This is a genomic window from Pseudomonas sp. GM18, assembly GCF_000282195.1.
Lineage (GTDB): Bacteria > Pseudomonadota > Gammaproteobacteria > Pseudomonadales > Pseudomonadaceae > Aquipseudomonas.
Genome location: NZ_AKJT01000031.1, coordinates 1 through 24,006, shown reverse-complemented (window position 1 = coordinate 24,006; position 24,006 = coordinate 1). Strand labels below are relative to the sequence as shown.

The 24,006-nt window shown below is 60.2% G+C and carries 21 protein-coding genes; 12 read left to right on the top strand and 9 right to left on the bottom strand.

The genetic code is table 11. The annotated features are described in order from the left end of the window. The first annotated feature begins 5 nt into the window (after nucleotides 1-5). The 5 genes from lepB (at nucleotide 6) to pdxJ (ending at nucleotide 4,200) form a co-directional block, all read left to right on the top strand. A complete protein-coding gene (gene lepB, locus PMI21_RS19830) occupies nucleotides 6-860 on the top strand; it encodes a signal peptidase I (protein WP_007936230.1) in 855 nt (284 codons plus the stop codon). A 184-nt stretch (nucleotides 861-1,044) separates the two neighbouring features. Beyond that, nucleotides 1,045-1,734, top strand: coding sequence for a ribonuclease III (rnc, locus tag PMI21_RS19835; RefSeq protein ID WP_018927089.1), 690 nt, complete (start codon nucleotides 1,045-1,047; stop codon nucleotides 1,732-1,734). Continuing rightward, a complete protein-coding gene (era, locus tag PMI21_RS19840) occupies nucleotides 1,727-2,629 on the top strand; it encodes a GTPase Era (RefSeq protein ID WP_007936226.1) in 903 nt (300 codons plus the stop codon). The genes rnc and era overlap by 8 nt, the downstream gene beginning before the upstream one ends. Nucleotides 2,630-2,716: 87 nt before the next feature. Continuing rightward, nucleotides 2,717-3,406, top strand: coding sequence for a DNA repair protein RecO (gene recO / locus PMI21_RS19845; RefSeq protein ID WP_007936224.1), 690 nt, complete (start codon nucleotides 2,717-2,719; stop codon nucleotides 3,404-3,406). 47 nt (nucleotides 3,407-3,453) lie between these two features. Next, nucleotides 3,454-4,200 (top strand): pyridoxine 5'-phosphate synthase, encoded by a 747-nt coding sequence (gene pdxJ / locus PMI21_RS19850; RefSeq protein ID WP_007936221.1) that lies wholly within the window; start codon nucleotides 3,454-3,456, stop codon nucleotides 4,198-4,200. Between the two features lie 96 nt (nucleotides 4,201-4,296). On the opposite strand, the gene mltF is transcribed toward pdxJ, so the two are convergent. Further along, complete coding sequence (gene mltF / locus PMI21_RS19855; RefSeq protein WP_033063891.1) at nucleotides 4,297-5,757, bottom strand: membrane-bound lytic murein transglycosylase MltF; 1,461 nt, start codon at nucleotides 5,755-5,757, stop codon at nucleotides 4,297-4,299. 274 nt (nucleotides 5,758-6,031) lie between these two features. On the opposite strand from mltF, the gene purL reads away from it, so the two are divergent. From purL to PMI21_RS0127990, 3 genes are all read left to right on the top strand, one after another. After that, nucleotides 6,032-9,928: a phosphoribosylformylglycinamidine synthase gene (gene purL / locus PMI21_RS19860; protein WP_007936217.1), complete on the top strand. Its 3,897-nt coding sequence runs from the start codon at nucleotides 6,032-6,034 to the stop codon at nucleotides 9,926-9,928. A 19-nt stretch (nucleotides 9,929-9,947) separates the two neighbouring features. After that, a complete protein-coding gene (locus PMI21_RS19865; RefSeq protein ID WP_007936215.1) occupies nucleotides 9,948-10,259 on the top strand; it encodes a Nif3-like dinuclear metal center hexameric protein in 312 nt (103 codons plus the stop codon). A 784-nt stretch (nucleotides 10,260-11,043) separates the two neighbouring features. Beyond that, nucleotides 11,044-11,496: a hypothetical protein gene (locus PMI21_RS0127990; RefSeq protein WP_033063890.1), complete on the top strand. Its 453-nt coding sequence runs from the start codon at nucleotides 11,044-11,046 to the stop codon at nucleotides 11,494-11,496. A 697-nt stretch (nucleotides 11,497-12,193) separates the two neighbouring features. On the opposite strand, the gene PMI21_RS29460 is transcribed toward PMI21_RS0127990, so the two are convergent. Beyond that, nucleotides 12,194-12,526: a hypothetical protein gene (locus PMI21_RS29460; protein WP_157214295.1), complete on the bottom strand. Its 333-nt coding sequence runs from the start codon at nucleotides 12,524-12,526 to the stop codon at nucleotides 12,194-12,196. Between the two features lie 572 nt (nucleotides 12,527-13,098). Between PMI21_RS29460 and PMI21_RS19875 the strand changes: the two genes are divergently transcribed. After that, nucleotides 13,099-13,500 (top strand): DUF6124 family protein, encoded by a 402-nt coding sequence (locus PMI21_RS19875; RefSeq protein ID WP_007936207.1) that lies wholly within the window; start codon nucleotides 13,099-13,101, stop codon nucleotides 13,498-13,500. A 93-nt stretch (nucleotides 13,501-13,593) separates the two neighbouring features. Here the strand turns inward: PMI21_RS19875 and nagE are convergent, their stop codons facing one another. The 7 genes from nagE to PMI21_RS19910 all read right to left on the bottom strand — a co-directional run bounded on the left by nagE (nucleotide 13,594) and on the right by PMI21_RS19910 (nucleotide 22,379). After that, nucleotides 13,594-15,309 carry an N-acetylglucosamine-specific PTS transporter subunit IIBC gene (nagE, locus tag PMI21_RS19880; RefSeq protein WP_007936200.1) on the bottom strand — a complete coding sequence of 572 codons (1,716 nt, stop codon included), beginning with the start codon at nucleotides 15,307-15,309 and terminating at the stop codon, nucleotides 13,594-13,596. A gap of 32 nt (nucleotides 15,310-15,341) precedes the next feature. Next, nucleotides 15,342-17,858: a phosphoenolpyruvate--protein phosphotransferase gene (ptsP, locus tag PMI21_RS19885; protein WP_007936197.1), complete on the bottom strand. Its 2,517-nt coding sequence runs from the start codon at nucleotides 17,856-17,858 to the stop codon at nucleotides 15,342-15,344. A gap of 34 nt (nucleotides 17,859-17,892) precedes the next feature. Beyond that, a complete protein-coding gene (locus PMI21_RS19890; RefSeq protein ID WP_033063887.1) occupies nucleotides 17,893-18,903 on the bottom strand; it encodes an SIS domain-containing protein in 1,011 nt (336 codons plus the stop codon). After that, nucleotides 18,896-20,002 carry an N-acetylglucosamine-6-phosphate deacetylase gene (nagA, locus tag PMI21_RS19895; RefSeq protein ID WP_007936192.1) on the bottom strand — a complete coding sequence of 369 codons (1,107 nt, stop codon included), beginning with the start codon at nucleotides 20,000-20,002 and terminating at the stop codon, nucleotides 18,896-18,898. Before nagA ends, PMI21_RS19890 begins: the two co-directional genes overlap by 8 nt. A 51-nt stretch (nucleotides 20,003-20,053) precedes the next feature. Beyond that, on the bottom strand, nucleotides 20,054-20,785 hold the full coding sequence (locus PMI21_RS19900) for a GntR family transcriptional regulator (protein ID WP_007936190.1): 732 nt from the start codon (nucleotides 20,783-20,785) through the stop codon (nucleotides 20,054-20,056). Between the two features lie 430 nt (nucleotides 20,786-21,215). Continuing rightward, on the bottom strand, nucleotides 21,216-21,719 hold the full coding sequence (locus tag PMI21_RS19905) for a L,D-transpeptidase family protein (RefSeq protein WP_007936189.1): 504 nt from the start codon (nucleotides 21,717-21,719) through the stop codon (nucleotides 21,216-21,218). A 108-nt stretch (nucleotides 21,720-21,827) separates the two neighbouring features. After that, nucleotides 21,828-22,379 (bottom strand): NUDIX hydrolase, encoded by a 552-nt coding sequence (locus tag PMI21_RS19910; RefSeq protein ID WP_007936187.1) that lies wholly within the window; start codon nucleotides 22,377-22,379, stop codon nucleotides 21,828-21,830. Between the two features lie 146 nt (nucleotides 22,380-22,525). Here PMI21_RS19910 and PMI21_RS19915 point away from each other — a divergent pair, with 146 nt between their 5' ends. The 3 genes from PMI21_RS19915 to PMI21_RS19925 all read left to right on the top strand — a co-directional run bounded on the left by PMI21_RS19915 (nucleotide 22,526) and on the right by PMI21_RS19925 (nucleotide 23,936). Then, a complete protein-coding gene (locus PMI21_RS19915; RefSeq protein ID WP_007897550.1) occupies nucleotides 22,526-23,125 on the top strand; it encodes a CoA pyrophosphatase in 600 nt (199 codons plus the stop codon). Between the two features lie 68 nt (nucleotides 23,126-23,193). Continuing rightward, nucleotides 23,194-23,718, top strand: coding sequence for a gamma carbonic anhydrase family protein (locus PMI21_RS19920; RefSeq protein ID WP_007936184.1), 525 nt, complete (start codon nucleotides 23,194-23,196; stop codon nucleotides 23,716-23,718). Next, complete coding sequence (locus PMI21_RS19925) at nucleotides 23,715-23,936, top strand: DUF1289 domain-containing protein (protein ID WP_007936182.1); 222 nt, start codon at nucleotides 23,715-23,717, stop codon at nucleotides 23,934-23,936. Before PMI21_RS19920 ends, PMI21_RS19925 begins: the two co-directional genes overlap by 4 nt. Nucleotides 23,937-24,006 lie beyond the last annotated feature (70 nt).

The following is a 24,006-nucleotide window of genomic DNA, read 5'->3' as shown; positions in this document are numbered from 1 at the left end:
GTCCTATGTCACTAAATTTCCCGCTGTTGCTGGTCATCGCCGTGTTCGTCTGCGGCTTGTTGGCGTTGCTCGATCTGCTGTTCCTGGCGCCACGGCGCCGGGCTGCCATCAACTCCTATCAGGGGAGCGTCAGCCAGGCTGACATGGTGGTGGTCGAGAAACTGAACAAAGAGCCGCTGCTGGTCGAATACGGCAAGTCGTTCTTCCCGGTGTTGTTTATCGTGCTGGTGCTGCGTTCGTTCCTGGTGGAACCGTTCCAGATTCCTTCCGGCTCGATGAAACCGACCCTGGACGTCGGCGACTTCATTCTGGTGAACAAGTTTTCTTACGGGATCCGCCTGCCGGTGATCGACAAGAAAGTCATCGAAGTCGGTGATCCGCAGCGCGGCGATGTGATGGTGTTCCGCTACCCGAGCGACCCGAACGTCAACTACATCAAGCGTGTGGTGGGGCTGCCGGGCGATCAGATTCGTTACACCGCCGACAAGCGCCTGTTCGTCAACGGTGAGTCGATTGCCGAACAACTGGTTGGCTCCGAGCCGGGCACGTTGGGCAGCGCCGAGCTCTACAAGGAAAAACTCGGCGTCGCCGAGCACCTGATCCGCAAGGAAATGAGCCGCTACCGTGCAACGCCGGACCATACGTGGACCGTGCCTGCCGGGCACTACTTCATGATGGGCGACAACCGCGACAACTCGAACGACAGTCGCTACTGGGATGATCCGAGTATTCCCAAGGATCTGCTGGGCATGGTTCCCGACAAGAATATCGTCGGCAAGGCCTTCGCAGTCTGGATGAGCTGGCCGGAACCCAAACTCAGTCACCTGCCGAATTTCTCGCGGGTTGGCCTGATCAAGTAATCACACACGGCGCTGTTGAACACAGCGCCGAATGCATTTCTGGAGTCGACACAATCGGCGACAGGAGCATGAAAACAACGATATTCAGGACGTTATTTTTGAACACAGCGTTAATTGTCCCAAGCCTGCGCCGTATCAAGGCCCTGGCGGTGGAATCCAACCACGAACTCAGCGTGGGTAAACCGTGAGCGTCTCCTTAAGCCGTCTCGAGCGTCAGCTCGGTTACACCTTCAAGGATCAGGAACTGATGGTCCTGGCCCTGACTCACCGCAGTTTTGCCGGGCGCAATAACGAACGCCTGGAATTCCTCGGCGATGCCATCCTCAACTTCGTCGCTGGCGAGGCGCTGTTCGATCGCTTCCCGCTGGCCCGCGAAGGCCAGTTGTCGCGTTTGCGCGCACGCCTGGTGAAAGGTGAGACCCTGGCCGTACTGGCCCGTGGTTTCGACCTGGGCGAATACCTGCGCCTGGGCTCCGGCGAATTGAAAAGCGGCGGTTTCCGTCGCGAGTCGATTCTGGCCGATGCCCTCGAAGCGCTGATCGGTGCGATCTACCTGGACGCCGGCATGGAGGTGGCGCGCGAGCGCGTGCTGGCCTGGCTGGCCGGAGAGTTCGAAGGCCTGACGCTGGTCGACACCAACAAAGATCCGAAAACCCGCCTGCAGGAATTCCTGCAGTCCCGTGGTTGTGAGCTGCCGCGTTACGAAGTGGTGGATATCCAGGGTGAGCCGCATTGCCGGACGTTCTTCGTCGAATGTGAAATCATCTTACTGAATGAAAAAAGCCGAGGTCAGGGTGTGAGTCGTCGTATTGCCGAACAGGTAGCGGCCGCCGCAGCACTGATTGCCCTGGGTGTGGAGAATGGCAATGACTGATTCAACCGCAACTCGCTGTGGCTATGTTGCCATCGTCGGCCGTCCCAACGTGGGCAAGTCCACGCTGCTGAACCACATCCTGGGGCAGAAACTGGCGATCACCTCGCGCAAGCCGCAGACCACCCGCCACAACATGCTCGGCATCAAGACAGAAGGCGACGTTCAGGCGATCTACGTCGACACCCCGGGCATGCACAAGGGTGGCGAAAAGGCTTTGAACCGCTACATGAACAAGACCGCTTCGGCGGCGTTGAAAGACGTCGACGTGGTGATCTTCGTGGTTGACCGTACCAAGTGGACCGACGAAGACCAGATGGTCCTCGAGCGCGTTCAGTACGTGACCGGCCCGCTGATCGTGGCGCTGAACAAGACCGATCGCATCGAAGACAAGTCCGAGTTGATGCCGCACCTGACCTGGTTGCAGGAACAGCTGCCGAACGCGCAGATCATGCCGATCTCGGCCCAGCACGGGCACAACCTCGACACGCTGGAGCGAGTGATCGCCGAGCACCTGCCGGAAAACGATCACTTCTTCCCGGAAGATCAGATCACCGACCGCAGCAGCCGCTTCCTTGCCGCTGAACTGGTACGCGAAAAAATCATGCGCCAGTTGGGTGCCGAGCTGCCGTATCAGATCACCGTGGAAATCGAAGAGTTCAAGCAGCAGGGCAAAACCCTGCACATCCATGCCTTGATCCTCGTCGAACGTGACGGCCAGAAGAAAATCATCATTGGCGACAAGGGCGAGCGCATCAAGCGCATCGGCACCGAGGCGCGCAAGGACATGGAGCTGCTGTTCGACTCCAAGATCATGCTCAACCTGTGGGTCAAGGTGAAAGGCGGCTGGTCCGACGACGAACGCGCCTTGCGTTCGCTGGGTTACGGCGACCTGTAACAGGTACAAGATCAAAAGATCGTCCGAAGGCTCGGGCCGCGTTCGGACGATCTTTTTTGCAATCCCTGACCGGGACACAAATAAACCATGTCGACCACCGCGCCCATCGGCCAACCCGCCTACGTGCTCCACTCCCGCGCCTACCGCGAAAGCAGTGCGCTGGTGGATTTCCTCACGCCGCAAGGTCGGCTGCGGGCGGTGTTGCGCAGTGCGCGGGGCAAGGCCGGGACGTTGGCGCGACCGTTCGTACCGCTGGAAGTCGAGTTCCGTGGCCGGGGCGAGCTGAAAAATGTCGGCCGCATGGAAAGCGCCGGTGTTTCCACCTGGCTCAACGGTGAGGCGCTGTTCAGCGGTCTCTACCTCAATGAGTTGCTGATTCGCCTGCTGCCCGCCGAAGACCCTCATCCCGCAGTCTTCGATCACTACGCCGCCACCTTGCTTGCCCTGGCCGAAGGTCGGCCGCTGGAGCCGTTGCTGCGCTCCTTCGAATGGCGACTGCTCGACGATCTCGGTTATGGCTTCGCGCTGAATACCGACATCCACGGCGATCCCATCGCACCGGACGGCCTCTACCGCTTGCAAGTGGATGCGGGCCTGGAGCGGGTTTACTTGTTGCAACCCGGCTTGTTCAACGGCAGCGAACTGCTGGCCATGGCCGAAGCCGACTGGACCGCGCCCGGAGCACTGTCCGCCGCCAAACGCTTGATGCGTCAGGCGCTGGCCGTTCATCTGGGTGGTCGTCCTCTCGTCAGTCGTGAGTTGTTTCGAAAGCCGTAGTCTCCCCGTATGCTGTGCACCGAATCTTTAAACTCAGGAGCGCTTCCGTGACCACCAGCAATCGCATTCTTCTTGGCGTGAACATCGACCACGTTGCCACCCTGCGTCAGGCCCGGGGTACTCGTTACCCGGATCCGGTCAAGGCAGCACTGGACGCGGAAGAGGCGGGCGCTGACGGCATCACCGTGCACCTGCGTGAAGACCGCCGGCACATTCAGGAGCGCGACGTATTGCTGCTCAAGGACGTGCTGCAAACCCGCATGAACTTCGAAATGGGCGTCACCGAAGAAATGATGGCGTTCGCCGAGCGTATCCGCCCGGCGCACGTTTGCCTGGTGCCGGAAACCCGTCAGGAGCTGACCACTGAAGGCGGTCTGGACGTAGCGGGGCAGGAAGCGCGGATCAAGGCGGCGGTGGATCGCCTGGCGAAGATCGGCTGCGAAGTGTCGCTGTTCATCGACGCTGACGAGCGGCAGATCGAAGCGTCCCGCCGTGTCGGCGCGCCGGCCATTGAGTTGCATACCGGGCGTTATGCGGACGCCGAGACGCCAACCGAAGTCGCTGAAGAGCTCAAGCGCGTGGCCGATGGCGTGGCATTCGGTCTGGCCCAAGGCCTGATCGTCAACGCCGGCCACGGTTTGCACTATCACAACGTCGAGGCTGTGGCGGCGATCAAGGGCATCAACGAACTGAACATCGGCCATGCGCTGGTGGCTCATGCGTTGTTCGTCGGGTTCAAGTCGGCGGTGTCGGAGATGAAGGCGCTGATATTGGCAGCGGCTTTGAAGGGCTGAAAATCAAAAGATCGCAGGCTTCGCCAGCTCCTACGGGTGTACACAAGACCTTGTAGGAGCTGCCGAAGGCTGCGATCTTTTCGCAGGTACCGCGATTTAAAGCGGTGGGGTTTCCTGGCTTGGCTTGGTCTTGTCGACCCCCGGCACATGCAGGTTGCCCTCGGCGACCTGGGTGCCTTCAAGCTGCGGCTGCGTGACCCACGTCAGGATGTCGTAGTAGCGACGGATGTTCGCCACGAAATGCACCGGCTCGCCGCCACGGGCGTAGCCATAACGAGTCTTGCTGTACCACTGTTTCTGCGACAGGCGCGGCAGGATTTTCTTCACGTCCAGCCACTTGTCCGGGTTCAACCCTTCCTTGGCCGCCAGTTTGCGCGCGTCATCCAGGTGGCCGCTGCCAACGTTGTAGGCTGCCAGCGCGAACCACGTACGATCCGGCTCCTGGATCGACTCATCCAGTTGATCCTTCATGTAGACCAGGTACTTCGCGCCGCCCATGATGCTCTGCTTGGGGTCGAGTCGATTGGACACGCCCATGGCTTGCGCCGTGTTCTGGGTCAGCATCATCAATCCGCGCACGCCGGTCTTGGACGTGACTGCCGCTTGCCATAACGATTCCTGATAACCGATCGCCGCCAATAGACGCCAGTCGACCTTTTCTTCCTTGGCGGACGTCTTGAAGTGCTTCTCGTACTTGGGCAACCGCTGCTGCAAATGCTGGGCAAAGGTGTAGGCGCCCATGTAGCCGAGTACGTCGACATGCCCGTAGTAGCGGTCTTTGAGGCGTTGCAGGGTGCCGTTTTTCTTCACCTTGTCGAGGTAGGCGTTGATTTCGTTGAGCAGGCTGTTGTCATCGCCGGCGGCCACAGCCCAGCTCTGGTTACTGGCATCACCGAGGTCGAAGGCGACCCGCACGTTGGGGAAGTAGACCTGGTTCATCGCCACTTCGTTGGAGTCGACCAGGGTCAGGTCGATCTGACCTTCGTCGACCATGCGCAGCAGGTCGACGACTTCAACCGCGTCGGACTCTTCGTATTCAATGCCGGGATATTTCTTTTTCAGCTCTGCCAATTGCTCGGCGTGGGTGCTGCCCTTGAGCACGATGATCTTCTTGCCGACCAGATCGCCTGCGTCGGTCGGCCGCGACTGGCCATTGCGATAGATGATCTGCGGGGTGACTTCAAGGTAGGAATGGGAAAACCGCACCTGCTTTTTGCGGTCCTCGCTGCTGACCAGGCCGGCAGCAGCCAGCACCGGGCCATTTGGCTTGCCCACCTGATTGAACAGGTCGTCGAGGTTGTCGGCGGTTTCGATCTTGAGTTCGACCCCCAGATCGTCGGCGAAGCGCTTCACCAGCTCGTATTCGAAGCCGGTTTCACCGTTGCGATCCTGAAAGTAGGTGGCGGGGCTGTTACGGGTAACCACCCGCAGCACACCATCCTCCTTTACGCGCTCCAGCGTGTTGGGTTTATCAACACAGCCACTGAGCATCAGGAAGAGTCCGGTTGCGATCAGCCATTTGGCGTACCGCGGACGCAAAGCCGTTGGGGAAAACATCTGCGCAGTATACGCAAAGGACCACGAGCGCCATATCTCGACAGCGAAGGGCTTGTCTGGTAGGGCGTCAAAAACCCGCTTGGAGCCCGCAGGAATGGGCCCGAACAGCATTTTGTGACAGAAAAAATAACCCTCGCCGCGCACCTGTTCAAGGCCCGAATACCCAGCCCGACGTTCGGGTGCAACCGCGCGTACCGTTTCGGGTGATGTCGCGGGCGGTTTAGGCTAGAATGCACGGCCTCAAAGCACACCCCTTCCCGAGGCTGTCCCGAAGATGTTGATCCTGCGCGGCGCTCCTGCCCTTTCTGCCTTTCGCCACAGCAAACTCCTTGAGCAACTGAGCCAGAAGGTTCCAGCTGTCAGCGGCTTGTATGCTGAATTCGCTCACTTCGCCGAAGTTACCGGCGTCCTGACCGGCGACGAACAGCAGGTGCTCGCGCGCCTTCTGAAGTACGGCCCTAGCGTTCCGGTACAAGAGCCCACTGGTCGTCTGTTCCTGGTGTTGCCGCGTTTCGGCACCATTTCGCCGTGGTCCAGTAAAGCCAGCGACATCGCTCGCAACTGCGGCCTGACCAAGATCCAGCGCCTGGAGCGCGGCATCGCGTTCTACGTTGCCGGCCAGTTCAGCGACGCTGAAGCGCAGCTTGTGGCTAATGTGCTGCACGACCGCATGACCCAGATCGTGCTGGGCAACCTTGAACAAGCCTCCGGCCTGTTCAGCCACGCCGAGCCCAAGCCCCTGACCGCGATCGACGTGCTGGGCGGCGGCCGCGCCGCGCTGGAAAAAGCCAACACCGAGCTGGGCCTGGCCCTGGCCGAAGACGAAATCGACTACCTGGTCAACGCCTTCCTTGGTTTGAAGCGCAACCCGCACGACATCGAACTGATGATGTTCGCCCAGGCGAACTCCGAGCACTGCCGTCACAAGATCTTCAACGCCAGTTGGGACATCGACGGTCAGAGCCAGGAAAAAAGCCTGTTCGGCATGATCAAGAACACCTACCAGATGCACAGCGAAGGTGTTCTGTCGGCCTATAAGGACAACGCCTCGGTCATCGTCGGCTCCGTAGCCGGCCGTTTCTTCCCGGACCCTGAAACCCGCCAGTACGGCGCGGTGCAGGAACCGGTGCACATCCTGATGAAAGTCGAAACGCACAACCACCCGACCGCGATTGCCCCGTTCCCGGGCGCATCCACCGGTAGCGGCGGCGAGATTCGCGACGAAGGTGCCACCGGTCGCGGCGCCAAGCCAAAGGCTGGCCTGACCGGTTTCACCGTGTCGAACCTGCAGATCCCGGGCTTCGAACAGCCGTGGGAAGTGCCGTACGGCAAACCCGAGCGCATCGTTACCGCGCTGGACATCATGATCGAAGGCCCATTGGGCGGCGCTGCATTCAACAATGAATTCGGCCGTCCGGCGCTGACCGGTTACTTCCGTACTTTCGAACAGTCGATCACCACGCCTCATGGCGACGAAGTGCGCGGTTACCACAAGCCGATCATGCTGGCTGGCGGCATGGGCAACATCCGTGAAGAACACGTCAAGAAAGGCGAAATCGTCGTTGGCTCCAAGCTGATCGTGCTTGGCGGCCCGGCAATGCTGATCGGTCTGGGCGGCGGCGCGGCTTCCTCCATGGCCACCGGCACCAGCTCGGCAGACCTGGACTTCGCTTCCGTACAACGTGAAAACCCTGAGATGGAGCGTCGTTGCCAGGAAGTCATCGACCGTTGCTGGCAACTGGGCGACAAAAACCCGATCAGCTTCATCCACGACGTCGGCGCGGGCGGTCTGTCCAACGCCTTCCCGGAACTGGTCAACGATGGCGACCGCGGTGGCCGTTTCGAACTGCGCAACATTCCAAACGACGAGCCGGGCATGGCCCCGCACGAAATCTGGAGCAACGAATCCCAGGAGCGCTACGTTCTGGCGGTCGGCCCGGCGGACTTCGAACGCTTCAAGGCGATCTGTGAGCGTGAGCGTTGCCCATTCGCGGTAGTCGGCGAAGCCACTGCCGAGCCACAACTGACCGTGACCGACAGCCACTTCGGCAACAGCCCGGTGGACATGCCGCTCGAAGTGCTGCTGGGCAAAGCCCCGCGCATGCACCGTTCGGTGGTTCGTGAAAACGAGCTGGGCGACGATTTCGATCCGTCGACCCTTGATATCGCCAACTGCGTCGAGCGCGTCCTGCATCACCCGGCCGTGGCCAGCAAAAGCTTCCTGATCACCATCGGCGACCGCACCATCACCGGCCTCGTGGCCCGTGACCAGATGGTCGGCCCGTGGCAGGTTCCGGTGGCCGACGTTGCCGTCACCGCCACCAGCTTCGACGTTTACACCGGTGAAGCCATGGCCATGGGCGAGCGCACTCCGCTGGCTCTGCTGGACGCTCCGGCGTCGGGCCGCATGGCCATCGGCGAAACCCTGACCAACATCGCCGCCTCGCGCATCGCCAAGATCTCCGACATCAAACTGTCGGCGAACTGGATGTCGGCTGCCGGTCACCCAGGTGAAGACGCGCGTCTGTACGACACCGTGAAAGCGGTCGGCATGGAACTGTGCCCTGAGCTGGGCATCACCATTCCGGTTGGCAAGGACTCGATGTCCATGGCCACCCGCTGGAACGACGAAGGCGTCGATAAGGCGGTCACTTCGCCGATGTCGCTGATCGTGACCGGTTTCGCGCCAGTGGCTGACATCCGTCAGACCCTGACCCCGCAACTGCGCATGGACAAGGGCACCACCGACCTGATCCTGATCGACCTCGGTCGCGGTCAGAACCGCATGGGCGCCTCGATCCTCGCTCAGGTTCACGGCAAGCTCGGCAAACAGGCTCCGGACGTCGATGACGCCGAAGACCTGAAAGCCTTCTTCGCAGTGATCCAGGGCCTCAACGCCGACGGTCACCTGCTGGCTTACCACGACCGTTCCGACGGTGGTCTGCTGACCAGCGTGGTGGAAATGGCGTTTGCCGGTCACTGCGGCCTGAGCCTGAACCTCGACGGTCTGGCAGAAACTTCCGCCGACATCGCCGCGATCCTGTTCAACGAAGAACTGGGCGCTGTGATCCAGGTTCGCCAGGACTCCACCGCGGACATCCTCGCGCAGTTCAGCGCCGCTGGCCTGGGCGATTGCGTGTCGGTGATCGGTCAGCCGATGAACAACGGCGAGATCAGCATCACGTTCAACGGCGATACCGTATTCGAAGGTCAGCGTCGTCTGCTGCAACGTCAGTGGGCTGAAACCAGCTACCAGATCCAGCGTCTGCGTGATAACGCCGATTGCGCCGAACAAGAGTTCGACGTGCTGCTGGAAGAAGACAACCCGGGCCTGAGCGTCAAGCTCAGCTACGACGTCAACCAGGACGTCGCCGCGCCTTACATCAAGAAAGGCATTCGCCCACAGGTTGCCGTGCTGCGTGAGCAGGGCGTCAACGGTCAGGTGGAAATGGCGGCAGCGTTCGACCGTGCCGGTTTCAACGCGATCGACGTGCACATGAGCGATATTCTGGCCGGCCGTGTCGACCTGAACGACTTCAAGGGCATGGTCGCTTGCGGCGGTTTCTCCTACGGCGACGTTCTGGGTGCCGGTGAAGGCTGGGCCAAATCCGCGCTGTTCAACAGCCGCGCTCGCGATGCGTTCCAAGGCTTCTTCGAACGTACCGACAGCTTCACCCTCGGCGTGTGCAACGGTTGCCAGATGATGTCCAACCTGCACGAGCTGATCCCGGGCAGCGATGTCTGGCCGCACTTCGTGCGTAACCGTTCCGAGCAGTTCGAAGCCCGCGTGGCGATGGTGCAGATCCAGGAGTCGAACTCGATCTTCCTGCAGGGCATGGCCGGTTCGCGCATGCCGATCGCCATCGCCCACGGTGAAGGCCATGCCGAATTCGCCAGTGAAGAAGCGTTGCTGGAAGCCGATCTGTCGGGTTGCGTGGCGATGCGTTTCGTCGACAACCACGGCAAGGTCACCGAGAAGTATCCGGCCAACCCGAACGGTTCGCCGCGCGGTATCACCGGTTTGACCAGCCGCGACGGTCGCGTGACCATCATGATGCCGCACCCGGAGCGTGTGTTCCGTGCAGTGCAGAACTCGTGGCGTTCGGAAGACTGGAACGAAGACGCACCTTGGATGCGCATGTTCCGTAATGCTCGCGTCTGGGTGAACTAAGAGCGGGGAGCTGATTGCCGTGTACAAGCTCAGTTTTTTTGTTCCGGCCAGTCATGTTGAAGTGGTCAAAAGCGCTGTATTCGCCGCCGGTGGCGGGCGGATCGGGGCTTATGATCACTGTGCGTGGCAGGTGTTTGGCCTGGGGCAGTTTCGTCCACTGGAGGGCAGTCAGCCGTTCATTGGCGAAGCGGGCCAGGTCGAGCAGGTTGAGGAATGGAAGGTTGAGCTGGTGGTCAGCGATGAGTTGATTCGGGCGGTGGTGGTGGCTCTGAAAGAGAGTCATCCCTATGAGACGCCGGCTTATGAAGTGTGGCGGCTGGAGGATTTTTGATCTTCTGGTCTGCTGAAATGAGAAACCCGCTGAAGTGATTTCAGCGGGTTTTTTCTTGCACGGGATTTGACCGTTGAACCTGATCCGCGATCTTTTGATCTTGGCGGCCTTCGGGCCGACCATGTTCTTGTTGACTGAGTACATATCCATTTCTGCGGTAACGGCGGCTTATGGTTTCGCCCTTACGGCGACTCCCTTTGGCAAACGCCCCAAAGGAAGCAAAGGTCTTCGCCCCAAGCGTCCGGCCCCTCGCTGAGGCTCGGCGTTCCTTCGCTCCGGTATCCATCTGGGGGCATCGCCCTACGGTTGGCTTCGCTTCAACCTACATGCGATGTGTTCGACTGCGTCGAACGGCGCTGCGCGCCAATCCCCAGATGAACACCTGCGCTCAGCCTCCCGAAGGGGCGGGCAGATCAAGATCAAAAGCTGCAGGCGAGCTAACGCTCGGCCTGTTGAGTGGTGAGGGGCGGGTGTACGCCGCTCCACTGTGGGAGCGGGCTTGCTCGCGAAGGCGGCCTGACAGCCGACCAATCCCTCGCAGATGCACACTGCTCAATTGTAGGAGCGAGGCTTGCCCGCGAAGGCGACCTGACAGCCAACCAATATCCCCTAGATGTACGCTAACCCACTGTGCGAGCCTGCTCGCGATGGCGGCCTTACAGGCTGATCGGTAAAAATATCAGAACCTTCCCACAAGTCTTTCAGGTTGTCCGTCGGAAGCCGCTTATCTAACCTCCGGCATCCGTTCTTACCTATATTTTGCAAGACTACTTGGAGAATACAGATGACGAAGCCCGCTAACGGCCACGTCCTGTCATCCGCCTTGGACACATTGGTCAAACGTCCTCTAAATCAAGCAGATGACGCGGCACTAGTGAGCGCGGCCAAAGCTGTTTGGTACTCGAAGTTGAATCTTGAGAGTGAAGTTTCAGCTTTTCTGAGTCGCCACAGTGATGAGGTCGAGCTTCGTCGCGCAGGCTACTTGCTCGAGCGACTCACGCGTTTTTCATGCGTGTCTGATAGCCGCGTGTCGGAAACGTTTAACGCCCTTGAATTTTTTGTATATTCGACTTCCAGGCAAGAGATAAAGCTACAAACAGCCGTTCCGCTTCGTCGTTGCTGTGATGAACTCGCAGCCGCTTGGAGGCTGAGTGAAGGTCTTGGCCTGAAGGCTCAAGTCCTCATGCATTTCCAGACTCGGCATTACGAGGCTGAGCAACGCGAAGTGTCTGCTTGAACATGAACATAAGCGGCATTATGCGAAGCCTTGGAATGGCTCAGTTGACTCTCTCTGTCGGTTTTTACTTTGTATGGCTGGTGTCTGGTACCACGTTGAAGGATGCTGAAAGTGCGGGAGTCCGCACCAAAGTGGGTGTGTAACACCGCCCCCACCCGCTTCGCTCTCAAAGCCATGGAGGCGTGATGCTAAAAATGTGGGTTTTCATCCTGATGATTGACGGGAAGGACGTAGAGGCCTTCCCGGCCGACTCAGAGGTCAAGTGCATGGAAGTCATGTTCAAGGCGCTGGCTGTACAGCGGGACAGCAGGGAAAAGGCCTCAGGGGCTTGCTACGTCAGAGCCACTGCCATCGATGACACCGAAAGACGTCTCATCGGTCATCCGGTCGAAAGTCGCTAAAGAATCGGACCTGCCGGAACCTGTCCTGCGATGGGGCTGGATGTCACGGGACCGCGCAGGCTGCGCGACAGATCCGGGAGAACGCCCTGGGAAAATCAGGGCGCGAAGTTACGTCGAGGTGACAGAAAGCATTTCGCACGCGAAGAAAAACCCCAGTGATTTTGCGATCACTGGGGTTTTTCTTTCTGCTGTAGATCGCTCTGGCGTTGCCGGGTATCGGCGCGGAAGTTTCAGAGCCTGGCTCTCGAAAGTGTGGCGCCTAATCCCCTTCGGGCATGTGTACCGAGCCTATCCAATCAATGCGTAATGCGAAGAGAGCTAGGCGGACCACCGATAAGATCCAGCCCCTTGGCTGTTAGCAATACACCAGTAGCCCAGTCGGAATGAACAGTGCCAGAAACATATTTTTCATACTCGAGAAAACGGACACACTGCGCAGCGAACACGTGCTTAGGCGAGTATTCCGTCGCAACAGTCCGACCATAAGTGTCTGCTTCCACATAAGACGGACCATCAACAAGACCTAGCTCTTCAAAGCGAAGATCAATAGGCTGCGGAAAAGCATCCGCTAAAGCCGACAATACACGCGTTACGACGCGATCAAATTCAGCAGCATTTTTCAGGTCCATTGGAAAAGCTCTTTAGCAGGATTGGGGAACCGAGTGTAAACCATGGCCTCGCATAATGGACGCTATGGCTAATTCCTCGCCGGGGCTTTCGCGATTTCCTGTTTGCTGTTCGCAAGTAGGTGTACAGCGCTCCATATGAGAGCCGGGCTTGCCCGCGAAGGCGACCTGACAGCCAACCAATCTCCCCCAGATGTACGCCAGCCCACTGTGGGAGCGAGCCTGCTCGCGATGGCGGCCTTACAGACAGCGATGTTTATCGATCGGTAAAAACATCAGAACCTTCCCACATGTTTTTCAGGTTGTGCGTCGGAAGTGGGCTCTTTAACCTTTGGCTGTCGCTGTCAATTCAGCGACCGGGACTGCAAGCCCGCTGATAGTTTGTTAGACACCTCTAAGCGCACCTATAATCGCGGCGCTTAATCAATGGTCATCGATTTATGGTGGCTGTGTGCGGGAGATCTTCGGGTCTGCCGAGGTTGCCTAACGACTCGGTCTTGCAGACCCGCGCACAGCTGCCACCCATCATCTGCAAGTGATGCTGGTAGCTCCAACTTTTTGTTAGGAGTTTCACAATGATCAAAGACAGCCCAAATCCTCCAGAAACAGACGTAGAAACAGATTTAGAAACAAACATGGAAAACGAATCCGTTTCCCCCTACACCTGCCTCAATTCCAAAAAACTCCACGATGCCGCAATCCGTGCACTCGATCACTATCTCGCGCCACCTTCCGAGAAGAAGGCCAAAGCCCGCCAGCGTCCAAGCACAATCTTCGTCATCGCCCCCAACGTTGATTCCGAAACCCTGCTGGCCCATGCCTGTGAAACCCTGGCCTCGGCGAATGTCATGGCGAGTGAGTTGGCGTTCGATCTCACCGGCCCAGCCTGCAATCTGGCCTTGGGCATTCAGCAGATGATTTCCCTGGCGGAGTTGTCGGTGAATCGGGTGCTGGATCAGGTTGATCCGCAGGGGTAGCACAATGAAAAAGCCCGCTGGACCAGTGACGGTCAGCGGGCTTTGAGATTTTCATTGGGAGTGCGGGCCTCTTCGCGGGCAGCCACCTACAATCTAAACCCTGGCACTCACCTCACTGCGATTAACCAACGCTTCCAACGCACCACTCAAACTCGGCGCCTTCTCACCAATCAACAGATGCCAAATCCCACCGTCCAACTGGCTGACACCCTGGCAACCAAGCGCTTTCAACTGGCCTTCCGACAACCCCTTGCTATCGGCCAGCTGCAACCGAATCCGGGTCATGGCGATGCAATCCATCTGCAGCACATTCTCGCCGCCACCCAACGCCTTAAGCCATTGCTGTGCTTCAGCGTTCGCTACGGCAGCAGGTTTTGGCTCATCAACCACAGTGGCAGGGGAGGCGATAACCGCACGACCCAAAGCCGGCATCGCCAATCGAATCTCATCGGCAATGCTGTCTGCCAGCGGCCCGACCACCACCTGCAAACTGCCGCCCTTGCCCGGACGCACTACCGCCATTGCACCCAACGCTTTCAAGTCCGCGTCCGAGGCTTTGTTGCGATCGACCATGTCCAGCCGCAACCGTGTGGTGCAAGCGCCGACCGTGATCAGGTTTTCGGCACCGCCAAGCGCCTTGATGTAAGCCCCGGCACGCTCATTCTCGGCGACCACAACTTTGTCGCCAGCCGGAACATCCTCACGCCCTGGCGTCTTGAGGTTGAAGCGGCGGATACAGAAATCAAACACCACGTAGTAGATCACCGCATACGCCAGCCCCACGGGAAGCACGCGCCAGCCGTTGGTGGATTCACCCCAGCCTAGAATCATGTCGATGAAACCGCCGGAAAAGGTAAACCCCAGGTGAATGTTCAGCAGGTTGGTGACGGCCATCGACAGCCCCGTCAGCAACGCGTGCAGCAAAAACAGCAGCGGTGCGAGGAACATGAAGGCGAATTCGATCGGTTCGGTGACGCCGGTCAAAAACGAGGTCAGGGCCATGGACAGGAAAATCCCGCCCATGACTTTGCGCCGTTCCGGCAGGGCGTTGCGGTACATCGCCAGGCACGCGGCGGGCAGGCCGAAGATCATCATCGGGAACATGCCGGTCATGAACTGGCCGCCTTTCGGGTCGCCGGCAAAGTAGCGCGACAGGTCGCCGGTCACCAGTGCGCCCGTGGTCGGGTCGGTGAAGTTGCCGAACACGAACCACGCCATGTTGTTGAGGATGTGGTGCAGGCCGGTGACGATCAGCAGGCGGTTGAACACGCCGAAGATGAACGCACCGAAGCTGCCGCTCTCCATCATCAACGTGCCAAAGCCGTTGATGCCGTGCTGGATCGGCGGCCAGATGAAACCGAAGACGACGCCCAGGCCGACGGCGGCGAACCCGGTAACAATCGGCACGAAACGCCGTCCGCCGAAGAACGCCAGGTATTCCGGCAGCTTGATGTCTTTGAAGCGGTTGTACAGCGCACCCGCCATCAGGCCGCTGACGATCCCGGCCAGCATGCCCATGTTGATGCTCGAATCGAGCACCTTGAGGGTGGAGATCATCACCAGATAACCAATGACCCCGGCCAGCCCGGCGGTGCCGTTGTTGTCCTTGGCAAAGCCGACCGCGATGCCGATGGCGAAGATCAGCGCCAGGTTGGCGAAAATCACCTGGCCGGCGTCGTGGATGATCGCGATGTCCAGCAAGTCGGTGTCGCCCAGGCGCAGCAGTAACCCGGCAATCGGCAGGATCGCGATCGGCAGCATCAGCGCGCGACCGAGGCGCTGCAGGCCTTCGATGAAGTGTTGGTACATGGCGGATCTCCCTGGATTCTTATCGTTGTTGTTCAGCTCAGAGGCCATTGCTGGTGACAGGTGTGACGCACCGCGCCGGCGCTGCTCAGCTTGAGCAGGTCCTGGCTGATGCGTCGGCATTCGGTGGCGTCGAGGTGGCGCACGCGGTCCTTGATTTCACCGATTTGCACCGGGCTGACCGACAACTCGCTGACCCCCAGGCCAATCAATACCGGCGTGGCCAACGGATCGGAGGCGAGGGCGCCGCAGACCCCGACCCAACGGTTATGCACCGCCGCACCGGCGCAGGTCTGGGCGATCAGCCGCAGCAACGCCGGGTGCATTGCATCGACGCGGGCGGCGAGACCGGCGTGGTCGCGGTCCATCGCCAGGGTGTATTGCGATAAATCGTTGGTGCCGATGGACAGGAAGTCCGCGTGCTCGGCCAATTGTTCAGCCAGCAATGCGGCGGCCGGAACTTCGATCATCACGCCCAGCTCCGGGCGCTCACTCACACCGAGTTCAATGCACAACGCGTCGAGCCGCTGGCGGATGTGCAGCAATTCATCGACTTCGGTGACCATCGGCAACAGGATCCGGCAACGCGACAACGGGCTGACCTGCAGCAGGGCGCGCAGTTGCTGATCCAGCAGTTCCGGGCGCACCTGGGCCAGACGAATGCCGCGTAACCCGAGCACCGGATTCGCTTCGACTGGGAGCGGTAAATAGTCGAGTTGTTTATCGCCGCCGACATCGATGGTGCGGATGATCACCGACTTGTCGCCCATGGCGTCTAGCACGGCTTGATAGGCGGCGCGTTGCTCCTGTTCGTCCGGCGCGGTTTGGCGGTCGACGAAGAGGAATTCGGTTCGCAGCAGGCCGACGCCATCGGCACCGTTGGCCAGCGCATCAGCCGCCTCGGAACTGGAAGCGACATTGGCGGCGACTTCGATTGGCAAACCATCAAGTGTCAGTGCCGGGATGTGAGCCTGAGACTGTTGAAGCGCGCGACGTTGCTGATGATCGAGTTGCGCCTGATGCACCTCGGCCAGGCGCTCGGCAGTCGGCATCAGTTCGAGGCGACCGCCGTCGGCATCCAGCACCACCGCTTGACCTTGCTCCTGATCGAGCAGCGTCGAGCCCAGTGCAACCATGCACGGCAAGCCTTTGCCGCGAGCGAGAATCGCCACATGGGAAGTCGCGCCACCTTCGGCCATGCACAACCCTGCCACCCCTTGCTGGCTCAGTTGCAGCAAATCGGACGGCGTCAGTTCATGGGCCGCGACGATGGCGCCGGCCGGCACGTCGTAATGCCAGGCTTCGCCGAGCAGGGCACGCAGTACCCGTTGCTTGAGGTCGCGCAGGTCGTTGGCGCGTTCGGCCAGCAACGGGCTGCCGAGTTGCAGCAGCACCTCGCATTGCACGTCGATGGATTGACTCCAGGCGTGAGTCGCGGCGATGCCTTGGTCGATGGATTGATGAGCCGCATCGAGCAGCGCCGGGTCTTCGAGCAACGCAAGGTGCGCGGCGAAGATCGCTTCTTCATCGGTGTTCTTGTGCTTCTTCGCTTGAGCCAGCGTGCCGTCGATTTCGCTGCGCACTTGAGTCAGCGCAGTATCGAGCGCGTGCCGTTGTTGCTCCGGCTCATGATTACCAGCATCTCCCGGAAGACTGATCGAGTTCAGACGAAACAACGGCCCACCCACCAGACCGGGCGCCGCGCACACGCCGTGCAGCACGCCCGCTTCGGCGGGGCGATTGCGTTGGGCTATTGGCGTTGGTGCGGCAGCGTGGTTGTCTTTGGCCAGGGCTGTGGATAACGCGGCCAACAGGGCTTGCAGCGCCGCTTCGGCGTCCGGCCCCTGGCAACTGACCCGGATTTCATCCTGCTCACCGACAGCCAGCCCCATCAGGCCGATCAAACTGTCGCAGGCTGCCGATTTACCGGCGAAGTGCAGCCAGGATTTGCTCTTGAACTGTTGGGCGGTCTGGCGGATCAGCGCGGCAGGCCGGGCGTGCAGGCCACCGCGATGGGCGACATGAACATGCCCTTGAACCTCGATGCCAACGACCTCGATGTCGATCTGCACGCCGTTGGTTACTTTCGGCACGACGTGCAGCAACGGATCGCCGACCTTCACCGATTTCAGCGTAATCGGTCGTGCTTGAAAGTCCTGGCTGTTGGTCAGGATCATCAGGCTGACCAGGCTTTTGCACTGCTGGGCGACCTGGTCCAGGTCGTAGCGCAGCAGCGGCTGGCCATTGCTGACTCGTGCACCTTCCTTGACCAGCATCGAGAAACCGACACCCTGCAACTCGACCGTATCGAGGCCCAGGTGCAGAAGTAACTCGGCACCGTTATCAGCGCGCAAGGTGATGGCGTGACCGGTGCGGGCGACGTGGATCACGACCGCTTCACAGGGTGAATACAGGGTGTCGTTCAATGGATCGATGGCGATCCCGTCGCCCATGGCGCCGCTGGCGAACACCGGATCCGGGACTTTGGCGAGTGTGAGCACCGGGCCGCTGAGCGGGGCGCTGAGGGTCAGCTCTTTATTGTTGTTGTGCATGGCTCGGTCTCATCAGGAAAGCTTCAAGTCGGACTCAGTGCGTGCGCGTCACTTTGCTCAAATGGCGCGGTTGGTCCGGGTTCATGCCACGGGCGACGGCCAGGCTGGCGGCCATGACGTAGAAACTCTGGATCGCCAGAATCGGGTCCAGGGCCGGGTGTTCGGCGCGGGTCAGGGTCAGGTCGCGTTCGGCGACGTCATCCGGCGCGGCCAGCAGCACGCGGGCGCCGCGTTGACGCATGTCGGCGGCGAGGCTCAGCAACCCGGCCTGTTCGGCACCGCGTGGGGCGAAGATCAGTAGGGGATAGTTCTCGTCGATCAACGCCATCGGGCCGTGCCGCACTTCGGCGCTGCTGAAGGCTTCGGCCTGGATCGCCGAGGTTTCCTTGAACTTGAGTGCTGCTTCCTGGGCGATGGCGAAACCGGCGCCACGGCCGATCACCATCAAGCGCTGGGAATTGCGTAACGCATCGATCGCCAGACTCCAGTCCTGTTGCGCCGCTTCGCGTAGACCTTCCGGAAGGGCAAGACCGGCTTCCAGCAACTCCAGGTCTTCTTTCCAGTGGGCGATCAGGCGGGCACTGGCGGTGAGGGTGGCGATAAAACTCTTGGTCGCGGCAACGCTGCTTTCGGTGCCGGCGCACAGCGGCAGGCTGAATTCACAGGCTGCTTCCAAAGGCGAGTTCTCGGCATTGACCATAGAAATGCTCAGGGCGCCGCGCTTGCGCAGTAGACGTAGGCTGTTCACCAGATCCGGGCTCTGCCCCGACTGCGAGAAGGCGAACGCGACCTGGCCGCTGACCTTCAACGGCGCTTGTTGCATGGTCACCACCGACATTGGCAGCGATGCCACCGGAATGCCCAGTTGCTGCATGGTCAGGTAGGCGAAGTAGCTCGCCGCATGGTCGGAGCTGCCACGAGCCACGGTCATCACCACTTGCGGTGGCTGGCGGCGCAGACGTCCGGCGATCTCGATCATCTGCGGGTCGAGTTGCTGCAATTGGGCTTGCACGGCCTCGAACGAGGACAGCGCCTCTTCAAGCATTTTTGAAGTCAATGTCTTCTCCTTCGACCATGACGGCGGTCAGTGTGAGTGAGCGATCCAGCCGCACGCAGTCGGCCCAGGCGCCGGGTTGCAGGCGCCCGCGTTCTTGAAGGCCGAGGTAGTCGGCGGGGAATTGCGAAAGTCGTTGCGAGGCTTCGCTGATCGGCAGACCGATCTTCACCAGGTTGCGCAGGGCCTGATCCATGGTCAGGGTGCTGCCGGCCAGCGTGCCGTCGGGCAGGCGCACACCGCCCAGGCATTTGGTCACGGTGTGGCTGCCGAGCTTGTATTCGCCGTCGGGCATGCCGGCGGCGGCGGTGGAATCGGTGACGCAATACAGGCACGGGATCGAGCGCAACGCCACGCGGATCGCACCGGGGTGTACGTGCAGCAGGTCCGGAATCAGCTCGGCGTATTTGGCGTGGGCCAGCGCCGCGCCGACGATGCCGGGTTCGCGGTGATGCAGCGGGCTCATGGCGTTGTAGAGGTGAGTGAAACTGCTGGCACCGGCGGCCAGCGCAGCGACGCCTTCCTCGTAGCTGCCCAGCGTGTGGCCGATTTGCATGCGCACGCCGCGAGCGCTGAGGGCGCGGATCAAACCGTCGTGGCCGGCGATTTCCGGGGCGATGGTGATCACCCGGATCGGCGCCAATGCCAGGTATTCCTCGACTTCAGCCATCAACGCGGTGTGGGCGAAATTCGGCTGGGCGCCGAGTTTTCCGGGGTTGATGTAGGGGCCTTCAAGATGCACGCCGAGTACCCGGGCGCAGCCTTTGGACCGCTGCTCGCAGAACTCGCCGATGGCTTTGAGCACACTGGAAATCTCTTCGCTCGGCGCGGTCATGGTGGTCGCCAGCAGCGAGGTGGTACCGAAGCGCACGTGGGTTCTGGTGATGGTTTCGAAGGCTGGCGCGCCTTCCATGATGTCTTTACCACCGCCACCGTGAACATGCAGGTCGATGAAGCCCGGGAGCAAGTAAGGCAGGTCGTTGTCCGTCGGATCGCATGGCTGGCCCTCGATGGACACGACCTTGCCGTGCTCATGGATCAGCCGGCCACGAACCCAGCCGTGGGCGGTGAGGATGTTGTCTTCGGACATGGGCAGCTCTCTGGTTTAACGGTGCCGTGAATTAACGACGCAGCTGTTTGATTAGCGGCGAAGCTCTGCGACGAAGTCGTAGTAGTCATTGCGGCAATAGGTGTCGGTGACTTCGATCGGCGTGTTGTCTTCCAGGTAGCCGACCCGGGTCATCAGCAGCATGGCGGTGCCGGGGGCGATGCCCACCAGCGCGGCGAATTCGTCGCAAGCGTTGATTGCCTGAATGTGTTGCAGGGCGCGGACCACCGGTTTGCCGATGCCGTCGAGGTATTCGTAGAGGGAGTCTCCCACCGCTTGCGGCTTGGGAATGATCGACGCGGGCAGGGTGCTCATCTCGATCGCCATCACTGTGTCGTCGGCTTTGCGCAAGCGTTTGAGCCGCGCGACCTTGTCGTTGGGCGAGAGGCCGAGGCGGATCAGTTCTTCGTGGGTCGGCGGGGTGATTTCCCGTTCCAGCCATTGCGAGCCGGGGACGAAACCCTTGAGACGGAGCATTTCGCTGAAGCCCGAGAGGCGCGACAGCGGTTGTTCCAGGCGTGGCGTGATGAATGTGCCGGAGCCCTGGTTGCGGCGGATCAGGCCTTGCTCGAACAGCACTTCCAGCGCCTTGCGTGCGGTGACGCGGGAGATGCCCAGCATTTCGCTGAGATTGCGTTCCGACGGCATCGCCTGCTCGGCTTTCCACTGGCCGGCATGGATTGCCGTTTCCAGATTGCGCGCCAGTTGCAGGTACAGCGGCGTGGGCTGGGTGTCGTCAGGGCGTAGGGCCTGGAGGTCGTTCATGTAGGTTTGGTCCGATGCGGATGAAGGATTGTTGTCGCCCGGTTGTGCGGCGAAAATTAATACCACTTAAATACCATGTCAATGCCAGTACTTTGCTGTAAGCACAGCAAAGCCGTCCCTTCTGGATGGTCTTAAGAGGCATTGGTTTTAAGTGGTATTAGAGGTGGGGATTTTTAGAGCAAAGATCGCAGCCTGCGGCAGCTCCTGCAGGAGGAATTGGTATCTACCCCGTAGGAGCTGCCGAAGGCTGCGATCTTTTGATTTATTTTTTCGAAGCCGACCGAAGGTAGCGGCCAGAACACCTTGATCGTTCCCACGCTCTGCGTGGGAATGCCTCAACGGACGCTCTGCGTTCGGCTCTGGAGGGGACGCGGAGCGTCCCGGGCTGCATTCCTTTGCTGCGCGTGGGAATGATCATTACGGGGGGAGGTTACGGGCGGATTTCGATCATCGTGCCGTCCGGTACCAGGCCCCAGACTTCGCGCATGTCCATGTTGCGCATGGCGATGCAGCCGTCGGTCCAGTCCAGCGTGTGGAACAGGTTTTCCGGGTTCTCTTCGGTGTCCGGAGTGCCGTGGATCATGATCATGCCGCCAGGCTCGAGGCCTTCGCGCCGGGCGCGGGCGGAATCGCTGACGTTGGGGTAGGAGATGTGCATCGCCAGGTTGTAACGGTCGCTGACCTTGCGCCAGTCCAGCCAATAAAGGCCTTCAGGGGTGCGTTTATCACCTTCCATCAATTTTGGGCCGATGGGGCGTTTGCCCAGGGAAATGCGATAGGTCTTGATCGGCTTGCCGTCGTTGATCAATTGCAATTGATGGGCGGATTTGAGGACCAGAACTTTTTCGATGACTTTGCCATCCAGGGTTTCCGCGACGGAAGCCTGGGAGATGGCGACGAACGACAAGCAAAACAGGGCAAGCAACCAGCGCATTGAAACGATATCCCTAGAGGTGTCGCGACTATTTTATTTATAGATGTTTTTGCAGGAGCTGCTGAAGGCTGTGATCTTTTAGCGCCTGCAAAGAGGTCGAAATTGAAATCAAGTGATGACAGCCTGAGCAAGCGGCGGGATCGATTCGGACCGCACGGGGTAGACTTCGGCCCGCCGGTCAGCGAAGAAGCATTCTAATGTACGGCCCACCGTGCGGAAAGCCAGTTCGCCCCAAGGGATGTCGGCCTCTTCGAACAGCTGCACTTCCAGGCTCTCCGGGCCTGCGCGAAAATCCAGATCCACAAGCTCGGCGCGAAAGAACACATGCACCTGACTGATGTGCGGCACATCGATCAGCGTATAGATGCTCAGGTTGCGCACCCGGGCGCAAGCTTCTTCGGCGGTTTCGCGAATGGCGGCCTGTTCGATGGTCTCACCGTTTTCCATGAAACCGGCGGGCAGGGTCCAGTAACCGAGCCGTGGCTCGATGGCGCGACGGCACAGCAACACCTTCGAACCCCAGGTCGGCACGCAACCGGCGACGATATTGGGGTTCTGGTAATGAATGGTATGGCAGCTGTCGCAGACAAAACGCAGGCGCGAATCGCCTTCGGGAATGCGCTGGGTCACCGGGTTGCCGCATTGACTGCAAAATTTCATGCTTGGGTTCCTGAATGCTGCGCCTATCTTGGCGTGCAGCGGTGTCGGTCGGCAAGTTGTCGTTTCGCGACATGAGGCTGTTCGGGGGTTGGGCGGCCGGTGCGATTGGTGCATGATGCAGGGTAAGGCACAGATCGAGAAGACTCATGCTGGACGAGCTACTGCACCGGGTAAGCAATCACACGCCGCGTACGCTGGAAACCGACCGACGTTTCCCCGAAGCCGCGGTATTGGTGCCCATCACGCGCAGTGACGAACCGGAACTGGTCCTGACCCTTCGCGCCAGCGGGCTCTCGACCCATGGCGGTGAAGTTGCATTTCCCGGCGGTCGTCGCGACCCCGAAGACCCTGATCTGATCTTTACCGCCCTGCGCGAAGCCGAAGAAGAAATCGGCCTGCCACCGGGGCTGGTCGAAGTGATCGGCCCGCTGAGCCCGCTGATCTCCCTGCACGGCATCAAGGTCACGCCCTATGTCGGCGTGATTCCGGATTTCGTCGAATACCAGGCCAACGATGCCGAGATCGCCGCGGTGTTCAGCGTGCCTCTGGAATTCTTCCGCAAGGACCCGCGTGAGCACACCCACCGCATCGACTATCAGGGCCACAGTTGGTACGTGCCGAGCTATCGTTATGGCGAGTACAAGATCTGGGGGCTGACGGCGATCATGATCGTCGAGTTGATCAACCTGCTCTATGACGCGAAAATCAGCCTGCATCAACCGCCCAAGAGTTTTATCAACACCTGAAGCCATCGCTCGTATGGCGTGAATCCTGCTTTTCGCTAGTGAGCCAGCCTGGCCTTGAGGACAACAAGATGAAATACCGCCTGGGCGACGCCCGCGTCGAGACCCATCCGCAGAGCTGGGTCGCACCCAATGCCGTGCTGGTGGGCAAGGTTAAACTGGAAGAGGGCGCCAACGTCTGGTTCAACGCTGTGTTGCGTGGCGACAACGAATTGATCCTGATCGGCAAGAACAGCAACGTGCAGGACGGCACCGTGATGCACACCGACATGGGCTACCCGCTGACCATCGGCACCGGCGTGACCATCGGCCACAACGCCATGCTCCACGGCTGCACGGTGGGCGATTACAGCCTGATCGGCATTAACGCGGTGATCCTCAACGGCGCGAAAATCGGCAAGAACTGCATCATCGGCGCCAACTCGCTGATCGGTGAGGGCAAGGAAATTCCGGACGGTTCGCTGGTCATGGGCTCGCCAGGCAAGGTGGTGCGCGAGCTGACCGAGCCGCAAAAGAAGATGCTCGAAGCCAGCGCCGCGCACTATGTGCACAACTCGCAGCGTTATGCCCGCGATCTGGTCGAGCAGGAACAATGAGCACCCCTGAACGTGAGCGACCGGTCCCGTCGCCGTGCGTGAACATTTGTGCGCTGGATGAGGATGACATTTGCACCGGGTGTCAGCGCACGGTGGAAGAGATCACTCGCTGGAGCCGGATGGACAACGAGGAACGGCGCAAGGTGTTGGGGTTGTGTCATGAGCGGGCGAAATCGAGTGGGCTGATCTGGATGTTGGGCAAAAAAAACGACCTGTAGCAACTGGCGTAGCCTGCGTCCGCCCGTAGCAGCTGCCGAGCCTGCGAGGCTGCGTTCGGCTGCGCAGCAG